Origin of the sequence: Actinoplanes lutulentus (assembly GCF_003259845.1) — a bacterium.
Taxonomy (GTDB): domain Bacteria; phylum Actinomycetota; class Actinomycetes; order Mycobacteriales; family Micromonosporaceae; genus Actinoplanes; species Actinoplanes lutulentus.
Genome location: NZ_QLMJ01000015.1, coordinates 41848 through 61777, shown reverse-complemented (window position 1 = coordinate 61777; position 19930 = coordinate 41848). Strand labels below are relative to the sequence as shown.

The window sequence follows — 19930 nt, the reverse complement described above, 5'->3', positions numbered from 1 at the left end:
TCGTCCTGCAGTGGTGGATCCCCGGTGGCGAAGGGGCCACCGCCGCCCGGTTCGGCGGGCCATTCGCACCTGTCGCGGCGAACCCCGTGGCAGCGCCTGTAGCGGGGAACACCGTGGCAGGGCTTGTTGCGGCAAACACCGTGACAGCGCTTGGCGCGGCGAGCTCCGTCAGGGATCCGCTTAAAGAAGGCTGTCCACGGCTCGAACCTCCGCGAGCCGCTTCGCTGAATACGCGTCGTCCCAGCACACCGCGGCCTCCCACGCGGCCGACGCCTGCGCGGCGATGTCATAGGCCTCGTCGTCGAAGCCGGCGGCGTTACCGGGCAGCACCAGGTCGAGATCGGCGACATCGACGTGCGACTCGTCCCAGTCGATCAACGCGACCCGGTTCGCCGTCATCCGGACGTTGCCCGGGTTCAGATCACCGTGCACCACGCAGGTCTCGCGGCCGGCGAGCCGCGCCCACGCGGCCCGGCACCGCGCGACACCTTCGGCGGGCATCGCGCCGAGGTCGATCCTCGTGCCGGTCGTGGCGTGCAGCAGATCCGTCGAGGACCGCCAGCCGGGCCGCTGCGGCCAGCCCCGCGTCAGCCGATGCAGCTCGCGCAGCGTGCCGGCCACCCGGCCCCAGTCGGCCGGCGTCTCGGGAGGCCCGCCCTCCAGGTAGGTCATCACCACCAGGCCGTCGGCGAACAGCCGCCCGCCGGCCGTGGGGATCGGCACCGGTACGGCCAGACCTTCCCGGTCGAGGTATCGCAACAGTCTGGTTTCCCACGCCAGATCAGCGTCACTTCGGACACCGAGACGGCCGACCGCGAGCCGCCCGGCGACGCGTACCCGCCACACGTCGTTGGCGGCACCACCGGAGAGCGGCTCGATCCGGGTGGCATCCACACCCCACTGCCTGAGTGCTTCCCATCCCACGGCCGCACCCTACCTGCCCGCATACATGGCCCAGGACTTCCGAAGCTACGGAGAGCCGCAAGGTAGGGGATCTTGATCGTGTGTCGCGATGGAGTCGCCGACCGCAGACCTCGCGGCGTGAGCGTTGCCCCGCGGTCCTGTTGTCTAGCTTTTGGCCCGGGTGCGGCGGCGCGCGGGCGCGAATTTCGTCGTCGGCGACCTTGTCGTCGAGCAGGGCGTACAGCTGGTTGGTCGCGGTGGAGGCGTGCCCGAGCCGGCGTCTGACGGCTTCGATGGACACTCCGGCGTTGATCAGTTCGGTGGCGTGGGAGTGGCGTAGCTGGTGGATGTCGACGCCGGCGGTGCTGGGCGGCGTCGTAGGACAACGGGCTGCCGCTGCCGTTGATGGAGGCGCGGAACAGCGGCCCGTTCTGGTAGCCGGTGCGCTGCAGGTAGAGCTTGAGTAGGGCGACGTAGCCGCGGTCGTTGAGCAGCACGGTGCGGACGGTGCCGCCCTTGCCGTGGATGCGCACGTGTTCGTCGTCGGTGCGGAGGCCGCAGACCTCGCCGGCCCTGGCGCCGCAGACGTAGTTGGACACACCAATGTGCGTTGCTGTGTTACCGCGACTCGTCATCCGCGTCATCGCCGGGGGCGTCTTCACTGGGAAAGAGGACCGGGCTGAGCAGGTAGCGGGTGCGGTCTGGCGTTGCGGGGTTCGCCAGTCGGGGTGCGATCACGTTCTTCAGTTCTTCGAGCAGTGTTTTGAGTTCGTCGTCGTTGAGCCAGATGGCGTGCTGGCGATAGCCGACAGGGTCTCTTGACGGGTCGGTCTTGTCCCGGTCCAGGTAGGCGCCGAACTCGGCGATCATGGTGGCCATGGCGGTGGCGAACGCCTGCCGATGGTCGTCCTTCGACAGGGATCGAGCGGCGTCCGGGTCGATCCCGGCTCGATGTTCATGAAGCCGGTAACGCCGCTCCACGGCGCCGCGGACCCGTCTTTCCTCCGCGACCTGCAGCACTCCGCCGCTGGCCAGTGCCTCGACATGCCGGTAGACCATGGCCTTGGACACGTCGGGCAAGAGCAGGCACAGCTGGGCGGTGGTCAGTGTGCGGCCGCCACGCAATGCGTGCACGATCCGAAGCCGGGCCGGGTGTCCCAGCAACTCCAAAGTCCCCATTCCCGTACGATCTCATATCCTGCTAACGTTCTCGTAATACGAGAACAATGGGAGTGGATGATGGCGACTGAGTCGGCGGCCGTGGCGCTGGCGATCATCGATATGGCCCGGGCGGAACGCTTCACGGAGATCGAGGCTCTCTTCGCCCCGCCGTTGCGGGCGGCTGTCTCTGCCGACACATTGCGAACCGCCTGGGCGGCTGAACGTGCCCGCATCGGTTCCACTTGGGACATCGGGGCGCCGAGCTGCGAACCAACAAGTTCGGGTCTGGTCCGTGTCGAGGTGGCGGTGACCGGCGAGCGCGACGGGCACACGGTGATCGTGACCGTTGACCGGGCGGGCATACTGCACGGCCTGCGGCTGGCTCCGGCCGCCACCTCGGCGTGGCAGCCGCCCCGATACGCCAGACAGGGCAAGTTCGACGAACACGATGTCATCGTCGGGTCAGGTCCGCTTGCCGTACGAGGTACCGTCTCGATGCCGCACCGGCGCACCCTTGTTGCGGGTGTCGTCCTTCTCGGCGGCGGGGGGCCGTTCGACCGCGACCAGAGCATCGGGCCGAACAAGCCGCTGAAGGATCTGGCCTGGGGACTGGCCAGCCGCGGCGTCGCGGTGCTGCGGATGGACAAGGTGACCCACACGCATCCCGACCTTGCCTCAGCGTCCGGGTTCACCATGGTCGAGGAGTATCTTCCAGCAGCGCTCGCTGCCCTCGATCTCCTGCGGCGGCACCCCGGCGTCGCCTCCGAACGCGTCTATCTGCTGGGTCATAGCGCCGGCGGCAGAGCAGCGCCTCGGGTCGCCGCAGCGGACGGATCGGTCGCAGGGTTGATCATCCTTGCCGGCGACGCGGCACCATTACCCCAGGCTGTTGTCCGCGCGGTACGTCATCTCGCCGCCGAGCAGCCCGGCCCTGACAGCCAGGCAGCCATCGAGGCGATCAGTCGCCAAGCCGCTCTCGCCGACAGCCCGGACTTGTCACCGGCGGTACCGGCCGCGGACCTGCCTTTCGGCTGGCCGGCCTCCTACTGGCTGGATCTCCGCGATTACGACCAGGTGGCCACCGCAGCATCGCTGAACCTACCGATGCTCATCCTGCAGGGCGGCCGGGACTACCAAGTCACCGTCGCCGACGATCTCGCACGCTGGCGAGGCGCCCTCGCGAGTCGCTCGTCCGTTACTTTCCGCGTTTACCAGAGCAATGATCACTTCTTCTTCCACAGCCGAGGTCGCAGGCCCGATCAACACGTGGATCGCGCGGTCATCGCTGATATCGCCGCATGGGTCCAGCCTCACCCACTCCGCAAGATCATCACCGGTCTGGGTTCTCGCTGATTGGCACGCGTCAGGCGCGATCGCCCGTCTACCGACCGTGGTCAGAGCCTGCTCGAGACCGAGGCGGGTGTCCATGTTCAAGTCGAAGCGGCCGTACAGGTTGACATGCGTCCAGAACAGCGGAGTCAGCGCCCGCTGGTCGAGATCCACGACGCATGCGTCGACCAACCACCCGTCATTCATCCGCGAACTCGGATGATCGCCTACTTTGCGGCTGGCCTTAGCTTCGGGAGTACCGGGGCCTGCATACGGGCTGGAGGAAGGACGGCCGCTATTTCCCGGGATTATTGGATTGCAATTAACAGTAATCCAATAATCCCAATACCGTCTTCCATGACCACGATCCCCCGCTGCCAGGGCGTAAAATAATGACCGTTATCCTTCACATAGGATTTCGGGCAACGACGGGGGCGATCCATGAAGGACCCAGACAACGAGCTCGTCGTGGTGGCGGAAGCCGACTGGACACCGGCGATCCCGAGCACTGGACCGAACCGGCTCGCCGAGCTGACCACCATGTGGCTGAGCCGGCAACGATCCGTCCACACCCGTACCGCGTACCGTCGTGATCTGTGGCAGTGGGGTGACTGGTGCGCGGCCACCGGCCGCAATCCGCTGACCGCCCGGGCCGCCGACCTCGACGCGTGGATCGTCGAGCAACGCGCGACCGGCGCCCGCGGCAAACCCGCCGCCGAGTCCACCATCGCCCGGCGGCTGTCCGCAGTGGCGTCCTGGTACGACTACCTGATCGTCAACACCGGAGCCGACCCGGAACCGTTGATCACGCACAACCCGACGCAGGCCGCCGCCCGCCCGCGCATCGACCCGGACGACAGCAGTACCGTCGGCCTGGCCCGCTCGGAGGCCGACCGGCTGCTCACGCAGGCCCGCGCCGACTCGCTGACCAGCCACGCCCTGATCCTGCTGCTGCTCGTCGCCGGGCTGCGCGTCGGTTCGGCGATCGACGCCCAGATCGAGGATCTCGGCACCGATCGCGGCCACCGGGTGCTCAACCTGACCGTCAAGGGCGGGCGCCGCCGCCGGGTCCCGCTGCCGCCGGCGCTGTCCCACACCATCGACGAGATGCTGGCCGAGCGCGGGTCACCGGAGCAGGGGCCGCTGTTCGTCACCCCGTCCGGGCTGGGGATCTACGAGCTGTACGTGCACCGGCTCATCCGCCGTCTCGCCCGCCGCGCCGGGCTGGCCGCCGCCGGCGCGTTGAGCCCGCACTCGCTGCGGCACACCGCGATCACCGAGATCCTCGACGCCACCGGCGGTGATCTGCGCCGGGCCCAGGACTTCGCCGGTCACGCCGACCCGCGGACCACCCGCCGCTACGACCGCCGCCGCGACCAGCTCGACAACCACGGCGCCTACCTGCTCGCCGGCCGCTTCGGCGACACCGAGCCAGGCTGACCACCAGCCCAGCTGATCAGCAGCCCAGCTGATCAGCAGCCCAGCTGATCAGCAGCCCAGCTGATCAGCAGCCCGGCTGATCACCAACCCGGACGGTTCTGTCAGAACGATTCTCCTGGGATTTCGTCGCCGCTGATCCGAAGCCGGAACCCGTCGCAGCTGAGCTTGGCAGGTCCCGGATACCCTGAGCGCCGGACGGGAGGCACCACGATGGACTACCTCACGCCGCTGCTGAAGGCGGCCACCCGCGCACTGCCATTCATCGGCAAGATGGCGCTGGAGCACCATCAGCGGCAGAAGATCGCCGCCAACGCCTCGACCGCCGTGCGTAACTGGGACCAGACCCAGGAGTTGGTCGCGACACTCGCACCGGGCGACGCCGCGAAACTGGAACAGTTCTTCGCCTCACCCCAGTTCGAAGGCCTCATGCAGCAGGCGATGGTCTGCGCGGTCACCCGGCACGACGAGCAGCTGCGGACCGCGATCCGCGCCGAGCTGCGGGAGTCCCTGCGCCACACCCAGGCGTTCACCGACGACACCCTGTTCGAGGCGACCGACACGATCGAGGCCCTGCTGCACGGCAGCGTCCACGCTGTGCGGTCCGCGGGCGGTAAGACCGTCGACCGTGACGCGACCTCAGCGGCCCTCGCCACCCGGATGGCCACGGCCGCCGCCCGCAACACCGAACTGCTGCGCCGCGTCGAGACCCTGACGCGGTTCGACGAGTTCACCGCGAAACTGCGTACCTCCGTCGTCGCCGTGCACGGCCGCCTTCGCCTGACCACCCTGGTGCGCACCCCGCCCGTCGACTACGCCGGCCTCTACGTTCCACCAAAGATCACCCCACAGACCAAACACCAGCTTGGGTACGGAGAAACCGCCGACTTCAGCAGCCTGCTCACTCACCGCACCGGCCTGGTGATCCTCGGCGACCCCGGGGCCGGCAAATCCACCCTGGCCGGCAAACTCGCCTACGATCTCGCCACCGACGCGGTCGACGGCTGGACCGGGCAGGTCCCGATCGTCCTGGTGGTCCGGGACCACACCAGCAGCCTGCGCACCGACCATCAGACGCTGCTGCACTACCTCGAAGCCGCCTGCCGTAAGCCCTACAACCAGGCCCCGCCGACCGACGCGCTCGAATACCTGCTGCTCAACGGCTTGGCAACGGTCATCATCGACGGCGTCGACGAGCTGGGTGACAGCCATTTCCGGGTGACGTTCGCCAAGATGGTCGACGCTTTCGCCAGCCAGTACCCGACCGCCCGGATCGTGGTGACCTCCCGGGTGGTCGGCTACGACGAGGCACCGGTCAGTGAGGACATGTTCACCGCGTACCGGGTCGTCCCGTTCGACGAGGACCAGGTCACCCGGTACGCCACCTCGTGGTTCGCCCTCGAAGCCGACGCCGCGCAGCCGGACCGCGACCTCGCGGCCAGCTTCCTGCAGGAGAGCCAGGACTCCGACGACCTGCGCAGCAACCCGCTGATGCTGTCACTGCTGTGCGCGCTCTACTCCTCCGAGGGATACATCCCGCGCAACCGGCCCGCTGTCTACGAACGCTGCGCCGAACTGCTCTTCGACACCTGGGACCGGTCGCGGGGCATCGCCGTGCCGCACACCTTCCGCGCGCAGGTCCGCCCGGCCGTGCAGCAGCTCGCCTGGCGAATGTTCACCGACCCGCAGGCCCGCCAGGCGGTCCCCCGCTCCGAGGTCGAGAAGTTCCTGGCCGACGAGGTCCTGGCGAAACGCTACGCCGACACCGACGAGGCGACCCAGGCCGCCCACGAGTTCCTCACCTTCTGCGCCGGACGGGCCTGGGTGCTCACCGACCTGGGCTCGGACCGCATCGAGCCGCACTACGGCTTCGTGCACCGCACATTCCTGGAATACTTCGCCGCCGCCCAGCTGGTCAAACTCAAACCCCAGCCCGAGGCGGTCTGGGAACGCTTGTCACCGCACATCGCCGACGCGAGCTGGACAGTCGTCGCGCAGATCGCGCTGCAGATCCTCGACCGCGACTGCGAGGACGGCGCGACCCAGCTGCTGGAGATCGTCCTGGACGAGGCGGCCCCAGCCGGCGAAGAGATGCAAGGAGTCCTGCTGGATTTCGGCGTTCTGTGCGCGCAGACCGTGCTGCCGGACAACGACACCCTGCTCCGGCTGACCGATGCCTGCGTCACCCGCTCCCTCGCCGACCCCGACCTTCGACGCGGCTATCAATTCGACGTGCCGGCCAGGCGATTCTCCAGCCTGGACCGGCCCCTCACTCACCTGGTGAATACGAAAGCGTCGGACGACGATGCGCGGATCGGCAGAGCACTCGGTGAGTCATTGCGGGCGGTAGCCGAGGGGGCTTCAACCGGCGATGGAGCCATCCTCACGGCGATGATCATGCGCCGACCTGGAGCCTCATCGGACTTCGCAGCCGCCCTCTATAAGGCGCTGGAACCCCTGCCCAGCGAGGTAACGACCTGGCGGCGGGTGATCTCCAATCCGGTGGCTGAGGATCTGACTCGCCATGGGTTCGAGTCGTTGTTCAAGCTGACATACGCCTGTAGCCTCGCCTACGGCCGCGTCGCTGAGTACCTGGTGGGGTCAGTCTTCCCAGGGCCGATTCGAGATGGCGCGATTGACGACCTCGAAAACCTTTACCCCGCGGTGTTCATGAGCCCGGTCCCGTTCGACTTCCTCACCGAAACCGATGGCTGGTCCGATGTCCTGGGGGCGATGTCCTTTCCCCAGCTCATGGAGATCGCGAGACCCCGAGCGCGTGCTGTCGCACTCGCTCTCATGCTGCCCCTGCTGCAACCAGGTTCGAAAGAGATCCACGACCCCGGCTGCCAGTTCCTGCTGGAGATCCGGCGAAACGGTGACGCCGACGGCGCCGAACGCCTCATCCGCCGCCTGCAACTCCCCGAAGAAGCTGCCGCCATGCTTCTCGACTGGGCCGCCACACCGCTACCCAAACGCTAAAGGCACCGGCGCATACAGATCCGCGGCCACCGGTCCAGCCCGTGCTCGGCCTCCCGCTCCCGGATCTCCCGCAGCGCCGGTGTCAGCTCGGCGTCAGCGAGCTCCACAAACCCCAGCCGCCGGTAATAAGGCGCATTCCATGGCACCTCCGCGAACGTCGTCAACGTCAGCACCGGCGCCGCGAGATGCCCGATCAGCGCTCTGCCAACACCCCGCCGCGCGGCCCGCGGATGCACCGACACCTGCTCGACATGCGGATGCCCATCAACCACATCCGTGATCACATACCCGGCCGGCCCGTCCAGATCGGCAACCCAGGCCCGCCCGGCTCGCCGGTACCCGTCGAGAACCGAGACCGGCAACGGCGGATCCTCAGCGATCTCCGGCATGCCGATGTCCCGGAACGCCTGCCCGGCGGCACGCTCGATCTCCTGCAACAACTCCAGCTCGGATTCCCGGACCGCTCGGATACGCACCCGACGAGCGTACGGAAGAAACCCGCCACCACCCCACGACCGTGAGGATCACCAGCGTGACCATCGCATCCACCTATGCCGATTTTGCGGCCCGCGAGGCCCGCGGCGTCTCACCCACCTACGAACGCCTCACCCGAGCGATCTCCACAGACCCGGTCCTGGTCGACCTGCTCGGCACCGTCCCGCAGCCGAAACGCCAGCCGAACCTGCTCCTCGCCGTCGTCCGCCTGCTGGGCGGCCCGGTCACCGACCCCCAGGCCTTCCACGACTTCACCCTCACGAACTGGCCGGCGATCAGAAACGGTCTGCTGACCCGCACCACCCAGACCAACGAACCCGGCCGCTGCGCCCTGCTCCTACCGATTCTGATCACCCTGCCGCAGCCGCTGGCCCTGATCGAAGTCGGCGCCTCAGCAGGCCTGGGCCTCTTCCCGGATCGCTACAACTACCGCTACAACACCCACCGCATCGGCGACGACGAATCCGCCCCGATCCTGGACTGCACCCTCACCGGCGCCGAGCCACCCACCACCCGACCCGAGATCATCTGGCGGGCCGGCCTGGACCTGAACCCCTTGAACATCACCGACGACAACGACCTGGCCTGGCTGAACGCCCTGATCTGGCCCGAACACCAGCACCGCCGCGACCGCCTCCACCAGGCCGCCGCGATAGCCGCCGCCGACCCACCGGCCATCATCCGAGGCGACCTCGTCGACGACCTCCCCGCCCTGGCAGCCCAGGCCCCACCACACGCGACCCTCGTCGTCTTCCACACCTCGGTGCTCTACCAGGTCCCACCGAGCCACCGCGCGACCTTCACCACCCTGATGCGCTCCCTGCCCGCCCACTGGATCTCCGTGGAATCCCCAGAAGTGATCACTTTCGACCACCTCCCCCCACCCCCGGACGCGACCCTGCACAACGTCCTGGCCCTCGACGAAACCCCGCTGGCCTGGACCCGCTCCCACGGCCAATCCCTGACATTCTTCCCAAAACCCTAATTCGGTACGCCCAACGCCCCACCCGCCCCCACATCAGCGTCCTCACCGCACCGCCAGCAAAGGCATGGCGAAACCGCCCCTAAAACCCGGGGTGCTACCTGCCGAGCCACGTCAGGCCGGACGGGTCGACGGTGATACCGCCAGCAATCCGCGTCAGCTGGGCGAGGTCCAGGCCGCCGCCCTCACCGGCCAGGGTCAGCAGCCGGTTATCACCCAGGTCCACCACCAGGTAGAGCGTGTCCCGCCCCGCCGAATCGTCCCGGGTGGGCCGGCGCGCGGGCCGCCCGCCGACCGTCAGCTCCGCGCCGCCGTCGGGGGCGTCGGTCTCCGAGCCGACCGTCACGGTCAGATCGCCGTAGTTGACCGTCACCGGCGTCTTCTTGTCCTTCTCCGAGACCTCGGTTCCCTGCTTCACCACATACAGCGACCCGCGCCACGACCCGGCCGACGGGCCGCTGACGGTCAGCCCAGCGGTCTGCCAGCCGGTGGGCAGCCAGCCCAGCGTCACCGGGTTCGGGTTGGTACCGGGCTCCGGGCGTACCGACCGGGCCACCCGCAACATGTCAGCCTTGCTCAGGTCCAGCCGCGACGTGGCAAGCATCAGCACCGTGTGCTCGCCGACGATCCAGGACAGCGACGACTTCTGATCACCCTGGGCCGGCGTGTACCAGCCGTCGGCGCCGCCGATGTCGACCTTCTGGCCGCCGGACCAGACCATGCCGGCCGGATCCTCGACGGCGGTCCGCACATAGAAGTCCAGCTGAGCACTACGACCGCCGTAAGGATCACCGGTGCCGACACTCTTCTTCCACGACCGGACCAGTGACGGCCCGGCCTCGTCGTCACCGCCCGCGCCGGCCTGCCGGATGTACTCGGCGAACCCGGACGGCACCCACCCGGGCCGGTACCCGAGCCGCAGATGCGGCAGCCCCGGATCCGCGACGACAGACGGCGACGCAGCCGCAGAAGACCCACCGGAAACAGTCGGCGACACAACGCCCGGTGACACCGCCGCCGGGGTGAGCAGCGCCGGCACCATCACCGCGGGCACCGCCGCCACCGCGGTCGCGGCCAGCCCGGCACCGACCGCGACGAACCGTCGCCGGCGCCGGCGGGCGACGGCCAGCCCGGCGAGGATCCGGGCTTCGGGTACGGCCCGGGCGGCCTGCTGGTCCTGGGCGGCACGAATCAGGTCTTCGATCATCATGTCGGGTCTCCAGTGGTCACGAGGGTGCCGGGCAGGGCGTTCTGCAGACTCGCCAGGGCCCGCATGAGATGAGTCCGCACGGTGACGGCCCGGCAGCCGAGGATCCCGGCGACGCTGAGGTCCTCGTAGAACCGCAGCGCGATCACCGCCCGCTGCCGCGGCGGCAGGCCTGCGATGAGCCGCATCATGGCGTCCCGGTCGTCGCGCTGGGCGATCACGTCCGGGCCGGCCGGCAGCACCGCGGCCAGGGTGTCACCGGCGACCGGGATCGACTGCGCGGCCCGCCGGCGCCGCCAGGACAGGAACTCGTTGACGACCATCCGTTTGACGTACTGCTCCGGCGCGTCCATCCGGCTGATCCGCGGCCAGCGGGCCTGCGCCCGGACCAGGACGTTCTGGATGATGTCCTCGGCCAGGTGCGGATCCCAGGTGACCACGGTGGCGTACCGGGTCAGGGCGCCGAGGCGGGCGGCTATGAAGTCTTCGAACGTCACGACGACCAAACGCGTTCACCGCCGCTGGTTGTTGACAGGCGGGGCCGACAATTTCCATCGATGATCGTAGGCTCTGTCGCCGTGAGATTCTTCGGCCGCCGCCCACCCGACATCGTCGTCGACGTCAACCCCGCCCAGGACGACGTGGAGCTGCGGCAGGCCGCCGGGAAAGCGTGCGGCGGCGACTGGGGCCCGGCCCGGGACCTGCTTACCGCGCTGCGCCACGACTACGACCGCCGGGCCCGGGTGGTGCAGGTCCTCGCCGAGTCCACCGCCGGCGACGGGCAGCCGGCCTGGCCGGACCGGTGGGCCGGCGCCGACCCGGTCAACCCGGACGCGCTGCTCGTCCGGGCCCGCTCATTGATCGTCCGGGGGCGGCGGACAGGCGGCGACGAGTTTCACCGGCTGCTGCGTAAAGCGGTACTGCTGGGCGACGAGGCCGCGGTCCTCGCCCCGGACGACCCGACACCGTGGGCGCAGCGGCTGACCCTGATGACCGTGCTCGGCGCCGACGGCGACACCTTCGAGCACGGCTGGGCCGAGCTGACCGCCCGCGACCCGTGGCACCGCGAAGGCCACGGCTGCAAACTGACCTACCTGTGCCGCAGATGGCGGGGCTCGCACGAGCGGATGTTCGCCTTCGCCCGCGAGATCGCGCACGCCGCCCCGGCCGGGTCACCGCTGCGGGTGCTGCCGCTGCACGCCGCCGACGAGTGGGCACTGTGGGAGACCCACCACGGTGCGGACGGCGGCACCATGAGACAGGCCCTGTCGGTGATCCACACCCAGCGCGAGGACCCCCGGTTCCACGCCGAGGTGCGGGCCGCGCTGGAGTTGTGGTTCGCCCGGCCGGCATACCGGCACGGCCTGTGGTTCCACGACCTGAACCGTCTGGCGCACGCCCTGCACCGGGCCGGGCAGCATCAGCAGGCCCGGCCGGTGTTCGCGGCGATCGGCGCGTACTTCGAGGACGGGCCGTGGAGTTACGCCGGCGGCGAACCCGCCTTCCAGCAGGCCCGCCGAAAAGCGCTGACCGCCGCAACGCGCTGACCGGCGGAAAGCGCTGACCGGCGGAAAGCGCTGACCGCTTAGGCCGCGCTCCAGCGCGGGTCACGGCCGGTACGCGCGATCAGCCGCTCCAGCTCGTCGGCGTCGGCGGGTGCCTCGGCCTCGGGGCCGAACGCGCCCATCTTGCGGCCCATGTCGAGCATGGTGTCGAGGAACTCGTGGCCGGCGGCCACCAGCTGTGGCGGCGCACTGTACGGCTGGCCGGTGGCGGTGGCCACGTCCCAGCCGTGCACCAGCAGGTCGATCGTCAGCATCAGCCCGAGGGTCCGCTGCGGCAGGCCCATGCCGGGCGAGACACCGTCGAGCACGGCCGGGTCGGCCCAGGCGGCCCGGACGTCCCGCACGTCGGCGGCGAAGCTCGCCCGCCAGTCACCGGTGAGCCGGTCGCCGCCGGCCGTCCAGTCGACGTCCTTCTTGTGCGCGAGGTCCTGGAAGTTCACCGCCACCTGCAACAGGTGGTTGACCAGGTTCCGGACCTGGAATTCGGTGCACGGGGTGGGCGCGTCGAGCTGGTCGTCGCGCACACCCTGAACCGCGCCGATCGTGGCGGGTGCGGCGATGCCGAGGAGTTCGCTGATCTCAGTGGACATCCGTCTCACGGTAGAGACGTCCCCGACCCCAGGCCAGCGATTCACCCGACCGACGCAGAAAGGCGGCCTCCCACCGGGAGACCGCCTTTCTTAAATCGTCAGCGCGAGACGGCGACCGGCTCGGACTTCTCGGCCTCTGCCGCCGGGGTGTGACTCCGGGCCAGCAGCGCCGTGAACCCCAGACCCAGTACCGTCCACAGCACCACCTGGGTGCCGAGCGACGACAGCCGGAAGTCCCACAGCAGCGTCGCCGGGAACGTCTCGGGCACCTCGTTGAACGACGGCAGCAGCGCGTACCCGATCGCCACGACGACCACGAAACCGGCCACGCCGGCGAGCGCCTTGCGCCACTCGGGAGCTTGGGTACGCGCGGCGACCACCCCGGCCCAGACCGCGACCAGTCCGATGACGACCATCGCCAGGTACGTGATGGTGCGTTGGTTGATGGTGGCCGGATCACCGACGGCCGGCGGGTTCGGCGGATACTTCACGAACGGCACCAGCACGAACCCGAGCAGCACCGCGCCGGCGAGCCCGAGCGAGGCCCGCGCGTCGCTGGAGGCCCGCAGACGGCGCCGCAGCACGGTGTACCCGGTGGCGAACATGCCGCCGAGCGCGATCCCGTACAGGCTGGTCGCGAGGATCAGCCCGAACCCGGACTGCACGTCGCGCTCGACGAGCGGCTCCTCGCCACCGCCGGTGTCCCCGGCGGCCACGGCAGCGGCCTCTTCGAGCGCGATCGCCGCGTCCACATGGGGTTCGCCGAAGAAGAAGGCGAACCCGCCGGCCAGCAGACCGGCGATGAGCCCGGCGAGCAGCCCGTTGATCAGGAGCCGGCCGTAGGCAGGAGCAGGAGCAGGAGCAGCGGTCAGTGGCACGGGACACCGAGCAGGTGACGGCCGTCGTGCATGAGCTCGTGCAGGTACATGCCGGACTGCGACAGGCCACCCTGGTCGAACGCGACCAGGTAGGCGAGCAGCAGCATCACACCGGTGACACCGGCAGCGGTGGCGAGCAGCCGCGGCGAGACGGCGGGAACGGCGACGGGGGTACTGGTCTGTGTGTTAGGCACGGCGGAGTAAACCTCCTGCGGGATGACGCGTCCCGATCGATGGGGCCTGCGGCGCGTGAGCGTTCTGACTCACGGCACCCTCCGGTGCCGTTAACAGTGGCGCGACCGCACCGGGTTCTCACCGGTTTCCCTCACAACACCGCAGCTGTTCGCTCAACTTATCGGCCGGGCCGCACCCGGCACAACCGGCAGCGACACTCACCCCAGGCGGCTCGCCGCCTGCTCACTCCTTGGGTACGCCCATCGACGTGTCCAAGATCTCTCAGCGCTGTGGATCCGGGGTGACCGCACCAGGGTGGTCGATCAGGAACGGGGCCACCCGGTCGGTGGCCACCGCCGTGAAGAACGGGGCCGCGTCGACGCTCTCACCCAGATATCTGCTGTCGTCGAACACCGCGGTGCCCGGTAGGCCCACTGTGGTCACGTCGGCGGCGTTCACCCGGCGCAGCTCGTCCGCCCACGCCGCCAGGCTGTGCCGTCCACCGGAGAACGTCAGCGAGTCCCCGGCCGCCGCGAGGACCCGGCGCAGCCTGCTCGGCCCGGCCTTGCTCAGCTTCGTCACCACGGCCGTCAGGAACTGCCGCTGGTGACGCTGCCGGTCATAGTCGGAGCGCGGCAGCCCGTAACGCTGCCGGACGAAATCCAAGGCCTCCCAGGGCTTCAGGCGTACGGGATTGTCGCTCTTGGGGTAGATCTTCTGCTCTCCGGTGTAGGGACGGGCGCAATCGTGGTTGCTGCGGCACTGCGGCAGCCGATCGCGCGGGGTGCCGTCGGGCTTGCGATGCTCGGAGACGACATCCTGGTCGATGACCATCTTGACCCCGCCCAGTGCCGCGACGACGTCCTGGAAACCCCCGAAGTCGATCACCGCGCCGGCGTCGAACGCGGCGATCCCGGTGACCTGCCCGGCCGTGCGGGCCAGCAGCTCGAGACCCTGCGCCGGATCGTAACGGCCCTCGGCGACCCGTGAGCCCAGCGCCATCGCCGCGTTGATCTTCGCGCGCTGCGGCAGGCTGCCAGACTTCGCGAACCCGGGGATCCGCACGACCAGGTCGCGGGGCAGCGAGAACAGGAAGGCGCCGGACCGGTTCGCCGGAATGTGCACCACGATGATCGTGTCGGCCAGCGGCGCCGTGTGCGCGTCCCGCGGGTCGATGCCGGCGAGCAGGATGTTCAGCGGGCCGTCGATGCTCGCCGGACCGGCCGTCGCGGGAGCGGCGGCGAGCGCGGGGAGCAGCAGCAGACTGCCGGCGGCGACACAGAGCCGGTGACGGAGCGGGCCCATCGGACCTCCCTAATCAGACAACCAGCGCATAGTTGCACGAAGGGTGCGCCGGTGTCCGGCGTTCCGGCCCTGCGTCAGCAGCGCGGCTTGTTCTCGCGGTCGTGTTTCGCGCTCCGCGGCGACCACGAGAACAAGCCGGAACCGCTCAGCCGTCCAGGACCGGGATCAGGGACTTCTCCTCATAATCCAGGTGGTCCTCCACCAGCGCGGCCAGCCGGTCCACCTCGGCCGCCAGGACCGCCCGGTCCCCCACCGGATCGGCGAGCACCGCCTGCAACTGCTCCAGCAGCACCGCCATCCGCTCATGCTCGGCCCGCAACCGCTGCAGCACCGGCGCCAGATCAGGGCGCGCCGCCTCCAGCCCCGAGAACATGCCGTCGTCCTCGCGCACATGGTGACCGTGCAGCCCGGCACACAACGTCAGGCAGTTCACCCGCAGCTGCGCACCCAGCACTGTCGTGTCGGCCCGCGCCACCTCGGCCCGGATCAGCCGCAACTCCCGGCGGAACGCGTCATGAACCACCCGCAGCGCCCCACCCGGCGTCGACGCGTTGAACCGCGGCGGCCCCGGAATCGCCGCCAGCGCCACCACCGGCAACGTCCGCCCCGACTGACGCTCGTAATCCGCCCAGCCACTGTCCTGCTCGACCGCCCGGGCGAACGCGTCGTCCCGCTCCGCGCCGGACAACACCGTCGCCGCCGCGTCATAGGTGAACGTGCCGTCCTCCACGGTCACCCGCGGATGCGCGAGCACATTGTGGAACCAGGCCGGATGCCGCGGCGAACCACCCGCCGAAGCGATCACCAGAACCCGCTCGCCGCCATCCGGCAGATAACCCAGCGGCACCGTGTGCGGCCGCCCCGACCGGGCGCCCGCCGTCGTCAGCAACACCAGGCGGGCCCCGGCGAACATGCCACCCACCACGCCATTGTTGGCACGGAACTCGTCGATGATCGGAAAATTGAACTCGTTCGGCATTCTCAAGCTTTCGTCTCGAACCAGAAAAGGGCACGAAGGTGAAGCGAGAATGTGGCGGGGCCCGCCGGCGGATCAAACGCCGCCCGGGTGCCCCACTCGGTAATGGCCCAAGGCCGACCCGGCAGTCACGACCGAAACCCTACAACGCCGACGCCCACCGCGCGACAACCTCCAGCACCGGCGCCCGCCCCGCGAACCGATCCGCCGCCGCCCGCCGGTCATAGACGGGCGTGCGCGTCGAACTCAGCATCCGCGGCGCCAGCCAGAAATACTTCGCCGCACCCGTGATCCGGATCGCCCGCCGGACCGTGTCCGCCGGCACCACCCCGGCCATCCCGCGCACATAACCCTCGGTCACCGCGTCCACGACCTCATCGAGCAGCCCGACATCGATCAGCCCGTCCAGGAAGCAGTCCAGCGCCAGGTTCGCCGCGTCCTCCCCGATCGCGCCCGGTCCCGCGTACCCCCAATCAAGCAGAACCGGCCCGCGGCCGGAACCGATCAGATTCAGCGGCCACACGTCGTGATGGCAGAAGGTGCGCGGCAGCGCATCGGCTGCCGCCAGCAACACATGCCGGCGCTCCCACACCGCGGCCAGACCGGCGCGCAGCGCCGGCGGCCACCCCGCCACCGCAACCGGATCATCCCAGCGCGGGCTCGGCGGAACCGGTTGCGCCAGGGTGTAATCACGCAGCCAATCCCGCGGCAGCCAGGCGAAAACCGGCGGCCTCCCGACCATCCCGGCCTGGGCGACGCCCATTCGGTACGCGACATCGCCCAGCTCCGCCGCCGTGAAATCCGTGCCGGCCCTGCCCGCGACGTCCTCCAGCAGCATCGCCACCGAACCGTCCGCCCGGGCCGTCACGTCCAGCAATGCCGGCGCGCTGATCCCGGCATCCGCGAACACCGTCTGCGGCAGGGCCGCCTCATAAGCGCACGGCTCCCGGCGCCAATAGTTGAAATGGCCCGGATCATCACTGGCCGCCAGATGCGCCGCCGCACCGGCACGACGCGGCGTCACCACCTTGCGCACCCCGCCCGCGACCCGCCACACCCCGCCGGTGACCTCGTTCGCCGTGCTGTACAGCAGCTTTTCACCAGCGTCGTTCATCCGTGTTGCTGTTTTCTCATCCGCGCCGCTGGGCCGCCACGACCGCGACCACGTTCACCGCCACCACCATCGCGATACCCACCCACTCGTGCGCGTCGAGGAACTGACCCAGCAGCACCAGACCCGCCAGGGCCGCGAACACCGGATGAATACTCATGATCACCCCGAAGAAACGCGGCGGCACGGTCCGCAACGCCACCAGATCACACGCGTACGGAATCACCGAGCTCAACACACCGGCACCCACCGCGAACAGCACCGCCGGCCACGTCCACGAACCGCTCAGGGTCACAAAGACCAACACCGGCAGGTACATCACCGCCGACACCGAAGTCGCCGCCGCCGGCGCCTGCAAACCCGGCAACCGTACGCCCAGCAGCCTGTTCAACAGGATGTACGCCGCCCAGCACACCGCCGCCAGCACACCCGAGCCGATCCCGAACCAGTCACTGCTGCCACCCGGCAACACCAGCACGTACACACCCACGCCGGCACCCACCGCACACAACAGATCCACCCGGGTACGCGAACCCGCCAGGGCCACCGCCAGCGGGCCGAGGAACTCCAGCGTCACCGCCAGACCCAGGCCGATCCGGTCCACCGCCGTGTACAAACTCAAGTTCATCGTCGCGAACACCAGCCCGAGCAGCAGCGTCGGCCACCACTGCGCCCACGTGAACCGCCGCAGATTCGGCCTCGCCACCGGCAACAGCACCGCGGCCGCCACGAACTGGCGTACCGCCACCACCCCGGCCGGACCAATCGCGGCGAAAGCATGCGCCCCCACCGCCGCGCCGACCTGATTCGACGCCGCACTACCCATCATCGTCGCCAGACCCGCGGCCAGACTCCGGGTGGAGCGCGGCGCGGCCTCGGTCCGTTCCAGAACTTCCGCAGTCACACCCATCAGTCTCCGGGCACCCTGGCCTGCGGAGAAATACGCGACGCACCCTACTTATACGCTCAGCGCATGGATGTACAGCTGCGGCACCTGCGCGCCCTGGTCGCCGTCGTCGACACCGGCACCTTCACCGACGCCGCCACCGAACTCGGCACCTCCCAGGCCGCCGTCTCCCGCAGCGTCGCCGCCCTGGAAACAGCCCTCGGCGTACGCATCCTGCAACGCACCACCCGCCACATCGCCCCGACGATGACCGGCATGCAGATCCTGGCCGGCGCCCGCCGCATCCTCGCCGAAACCGCCCACCTGCACCGCATCGCCGAACAATCCCGCACCGAACTACGAGTCGGCTACGCCTGGGCCGCCCTCGGCAAACACACCCGGCGGCTCCAGAAAGCCTGGTCCGGCACCCCCCTGGTGTTCGTCCAATCCAACACGATCACCGCCGGCCTCAGCGAAGGCGCCGTCGACGTCGCCGTAATCCGCCGAGGCCTACCCGCGCCGACAGCCCCGCTCCCCACCGCAGCGACGCCGGCCACTCCGGTCACCACCAGCGCCACCGGTTCGGCTGCCGCGCCCGTTGATCCGGCGCTCGCCGACCCGCGCTTCGGCACGGCGCTGATCGGCCTGGAGAACCGGTGCGCGGCCATCGCCACCGACAACCCCATGGCCCGCCGGCGAACGCTGCGCGTCGAAGACCTCACTCGGTACACCGTCGCCATCGACGCCCGCACCGGAACCACCACACCCGACCTCTGGCCCACCGGCCACGGCCCGGCCGCGATCCGAGCCACCAGCGGCGTCGACGAATGGCTGACCCTGATCGCCGCCGGCCAGGCCGTCGGCATCACCTCCGAAGCAACCGCCAACCAGAACCCGCGCCCCGGAGTGGCCTACCGGATGCTGCGGGCCGTACCCCCGATCGAAGTCTGGCTGACCTGGTGGCGCGACGACCCACCCGCCCAGCTCAACGACCTGATCCGGCTGAGCCGAGAGGCCTACGGCTCCGGATCCGGAGCCAGCGCAGGCGCAGGCGCAGGCCCCACGCCGGGCACGACCGACTGACCGAACCGCGGCCAACACGATCAGATGACCGACCCGGATCAGCCGCGAGAACCGGCGCCCCCACGTGATCAGCCGCGAGGTCCGGCGGCGCCGCGTGATCAGCTGCAAGGTCCGGCGCCGCGGCGTGATCAGCTGCGAAGTCCGGCGGCGCCGCGTGACAGCGCGGTCGCCGCCTCGCGTGCCAGACGGCGACCGGAGAGCCGGGCCAGAACCGGCGGCGGAACCGTCACCACAGGACAGAGCGCGTCCCGCACCACCGGACGCAACCACCAGCGGCTCCGGGACGCACCGACAACAATCAGATCGTCCTCGTCCGTGGCGTATCCGGCGAGCGCAGCACCGGCACCACCCGGCGGCGTACGAACGATCAGGCTGACGTCCCGCGGCACCGCACCGAGGGCATCGTGGAACGCGGCATGGACAAATCGGCGGGCGTCCGCTTCCATGGCCTGCTCCCACGCCCAGATCTGAGGCGAACGCGGACTCGACGTCAGCACCCAAGAGCGAACCGCCCACAGGCTGACGTCCCGTTCGCGAGCCACGTTGACGGCGAACCGGAGCGCGGCGAGCCCAGCCGGAGACGACGAGATACCGAGAATGACTTTGCTGTCGGTCACCAGTCCACGGTGCATCACGCAGCCGGGCCCCGGCAGTTCTGTTAACGCCGTTTCAACGCCACCAAGCCAAATCTTGATGCGGGGATGTCGTTGATTCCTTTTTGTTTTTAAGGGGTTGCACCCGTCCCCCGTCACCCAGCGCACCACCCCTAAGGCATCCTAGGATGCTAGTTCGTTGCCCATGTCTGCCACCGAGCCCAAACTTGACTGCTAAACGAGCTCAAGACGATCCGCATCCAACTAGATGCGTCC

20 protein-coding genes are annotated in these 19930 nt (G+C 69.4%); 6 read left to right on the top strand and 14 right to left on the bottom strand.

The features are described from left to right. Positions 1–180: 180 nt before the first annotated feature. From B0I29_RS28455 to B0I29_RS28445, 3 genes are all read right to left on the bottom strand, one after another. The gene (locus tag B0I29_RS28455; RefSeq protein ID WP_245972793.1) at positions 181–894 is read right to left on the bottom strand and encodes a phosphotransferase; all 714 of its coding nucleotides are present in this window, start codon (positions 892–894) and stop codon (positions 181–183) included. After that, the gene (locus tag B0I29_RS46940) at positions 788–1204 is read right to left on the bottom strand and encodes a hypothetical protein (RefSeq protein ID WP_245972792.1); all 417 of its coding nucleotides are present in this window, start codon (positions 1202–1204) and stop codon (positions 788–790) included. The genes B0I29_RS28455 and B0I29_RS46940 overlap by 107 nt, the downstream gene beginning before the upstream one ends. A gap of 317 nt (positions 1205–1521) precedes the next feature. Further along, the gene (locus B0I29_RS28445) at positions 1522–2067 is read right to left on the bottom strand and encodes a helix-turn-helix domain-containing protein (protein WP_245972791.1); all 546 of its coding nucleotides are present in this window, start codon (positions 2065–2067) and stop codon (positions 1522–1524) included. A 96-nt stretch (positions 2068–2163) separates the two neighbouring features. Here B0I29_RS28445 and B0I29_RS28440 point away from each other — a divergent pair, with 96 nt between their 5' ends. The 3 genes from B0I29_RS28440 (at position 2164) to B0I29_RS28430 (ending at position 7809) form a co-directional block, all read left to right on the top strand. Next, entirely contained in the window at positions 2164–3417 is a 1254-nt protein-coding gene (locus B0I29_RS28440) for a serine aminopeptidase domain-containing protein (protein WP_220091416.1), read from the top strand. Positions 3418–3834: 417 nt separating this feature from the next. Further along, complete coding sequence (locus B0I29_RS28435; RefSeq protein ID WP_111652180.1) at positions 3835–4833, top strand: tyrosine-type recombinase/integrase; 999 nt, start codon at positions 3835–3837, stop codon at positions 4831–4833. Between the two features lie 210 nt (positions 4834–5043). Beyond that, positions 5044–7809, top strand: a complete 2766-nt coding sequence (locus B0I29_RS28430) for an NACHT domain-containing protein (protein WP_111652179.1) — start codon at positions 5044–5046, stop codon at positions 7807–7809. Here the strand turns inward: B0I29_RS28430 and B0I29_RS28425 are convergent. Further along, on the bottom strand, positions 7806–8285 hold the full coding sequence (locus tag B0I29_RS28425) for a GNAT family N-acetyltransferase (RefSeq protein WP_146616908.1): 480 nt from the start codon (positions 8283–8285) through the stop codon (positions 7806–7808). The two genes, B0I29_RS28430 and B0I29_RS28425, sit on opposite strands and share 4 nt — an antisense overlap. 56 nt (positions 8286–8341) lie before the next feature. Here B0I29_RS28425 and B0I29_RS28420 point away from each other — a divergent pair, with 56 nt between their 5' ends. After that, positions 8342–9289, top strand: coding sequence for a DUF2332 domain-containing protein (locus B0I29_RS28420; RefSeq protein WP_111652178.1), 948 nt, complete (start codon positions 8342–8344; stop codon positions 9287–9289). A gap of 94 nt (positions 9290–9383) precedes the next feature. Here B0I29_RS28420 and B0I29_RS28415 read toward each other — a convergent pair whose 3' ends face one another. Both B0I29_RS28415 and B0I29_RS28410 read right to left on the bottom strand, forming a co-directional pair. Next, the gene (locus B0I29_RS28415; protein ID WP_111652177.1) at positions 9384–10496 is read right to left on the bottom strand and encodes a hypothetical protein; all 1113 of its coding nucleotides are present in this window, start codon (positions 10494–10496) and stop codon (positions 9384–9386) included. Continuing rightward, positions 10493–10990: a SigE family RNA polymerase sigma factor gene (locus B0I29_RS28410; RefSeq protein WP_111652390.1), complete on the bottom strand. Its 498-nt coding sequence runs from the start codon at positions 10988–10990 to the stop codon at positions 10493–10495. The genes B0I29_RS28415 and B0I29_RS28410 overlap by 4 nt, the downstream gene beginning before the upstream one ends. 81 nt (positions 10991–11071) lie before the next feature. On the opposite strand from B0I29_RS28410, the gene B0I29_RS28405 reads away from it, so the two are divergent. Further along, entirely contained in the window at positions 11072–12040 is a 969-nt protein-coding gene (locus B0I29_RS28405) for a DUF4034 domain-containing protein (RefSeq protein ID WP_245972790.1), read from the top strand. 38 nt (positions 12041–12078) lie between these two features. Here the strand turns inward: B0I29_RS28405 and B0I29_RS28400 are convergent, their stop codons facing one another. The 7 genes from B0I29_RS28400 to B0I29_RS28370 form a co-directional block, all read right to left on the bottom strand. Next, complete coding sequence (locus tag B0I29_RS28400) at positions 12079–12648, bottom strand: TIGR03086 family metal-binding protein (protein WP_111652175.1); 570 nt, start codon at positions 12646–12648, stop codon at positions 12079–12081. Between the two features lie 98 nt (positions 12649–12746). Beyond that, complete coding sequence (locus tag B0I29_RS28395; RefSeq protein WP_111652174.1) at positions 12747–13526, bottom strand: CbtA family protein; 780 nt, start codon at positions 13524–13526, stop codon at positions 12747–12749. Then, on the bottom strand, positions 13517–13720 hold the full coding sequence (locus B0I29_RS28390; RefSeq protein WP_111652173.1) for a CbtB domain-containing protein: 204 nt from the start codon (positions 13718–13720) through the stop codon (positions 13517–13519). The genes B0I29_RS28395 and B0I29_RS28390 overlap by 10 nt, the downstream gene beginning before the upstream one ends. 262 nt (positions 13721–13982) lie before the next feature. Then, entirely contained in the window at positions 13983–15005 is a 1023-nt protein-coding gene (locus B0I29_RS28385) for an LCP family protein (RefSeq protein ID WP_111652172.1), read from the bottom strand. A gap of 145 nt (positions 15006–15150) precedes the next feature. Next, positions 15151–15984 (bottom strand): nitroreductase/quinone reductase family protein, encoded by an 834-nt coding sequence (locus B0I29_RS28380; RefSeq protein ID WP_111652171.1) that lies wholly within the window; start codon positions 15982–15984, stop codon positions 15151–15153. A gap of 139 nt (positions 15985–16123) precedes the next feature. Further along, a complete protein-coding gene (locus B0I29_RS28375; protein ID WP_111652170.1) occupies positions 16124–17095 on the bottom strand; it encodes a phosphotransferase family protein in 972 nt (323 codons plus the stop codon). A 16-nt stretch (positions 17096–17111) separates the two neighbouring features. Continuing rightward, positions 17112–17996 (bottom strand): EamA family transporter, encoded by an 885-nt coding sequence (locus B0I29_RS28370; RefSeq protein ID WP_220091415.1) that lies wholly within the window; start codon positions 17994–17996, stop codon positions 17112–17114. A 69-nt stretch (positions 17997–18065) separates the two neighbouring features. Between B0I29_RS28370 and B0I29_RS28365 the strand changes: the two genes are divergently transcribed. Next, entirely contained in the window at positions 18066–19061 is a 996-nt protein-coding gene (locus B0I29_RS28365) for a LysR family transcriptional regulator (protein WP_111652168.1), read from the top strand. A 128-nt stretch (positions 19062–19189) separates the two neighbouring features. On the opposite strand, the gene B0I29_RS28360 is transcribed toward B0I29_RS28365, so the two are convergent. After that, entirely contained in the window at positions 19190–19678 is a 489-nt protein-coding gene (locus tag B0I29_RS28360; RefSeq protein ID WP_181558005.1) for a universal stress protein, read from the bottom strand. Positions 19679–19930: the final 252 nt, after the last annotated feature.

Coding starts and splice junctions, on each gene's coding strand:
- B0I29_RS28435 (WP_111652180.1), top strand. CDS start 3,835: ATGAAGGACCCAGACAACGAGCTCGTCGTGGTGGCGGAAGCCGACTGG.
- B0I29_RS28430 (WP_111652179.1), top strand. CDS start 5,044: ATGGACTACCTCACGCCGCTGCTGAAGGCGGCCACCCGCGCACTGCCA.
- B0I29_RS28415 (WP_111652177.1), bottom strand. CDS start 10,496: ATGATGATCGAAGACCTGATTCGTGCCGCCCAGGACCAGCAGGCCGCC.
- B0I29_RS28400 (WP_111652175.1), bottom strand. CDS start 12,648: ATGTCCACTGAGATCAGCGAACTCCTCGGCATCGCCGCACCCGCCACG.
- B0I29_RS28385 (WP_111652172.1), bottom strand. CDS start 15,005: ATGGGCCCGCTCCGTCACCGGCTCTGTGTCGCCGCCGGCAGTCTGCTG.
- B0I29_RS28380 (WP_111652171.1), bottom strand. CDS start 15,984: ATGCCGAACGAGTTCAATTTTCCGATCATCGACGAGTTCCGTGCCAAC.
- B0I29_RS28375 (WP_111652170.1), bottom strand. CDS start 17,095: ATGAACGACGCTGGTGAAAAGCTGCTGTACAGCACGGCGAACGAGGTC.
- B0I29_RS28365 (WP_111652168.1), top strand. CDS start 18,066: ATGGATGTACAGCTGCGGCACCTGCGCGCCCTGGTCGCCGTCGTCGAC.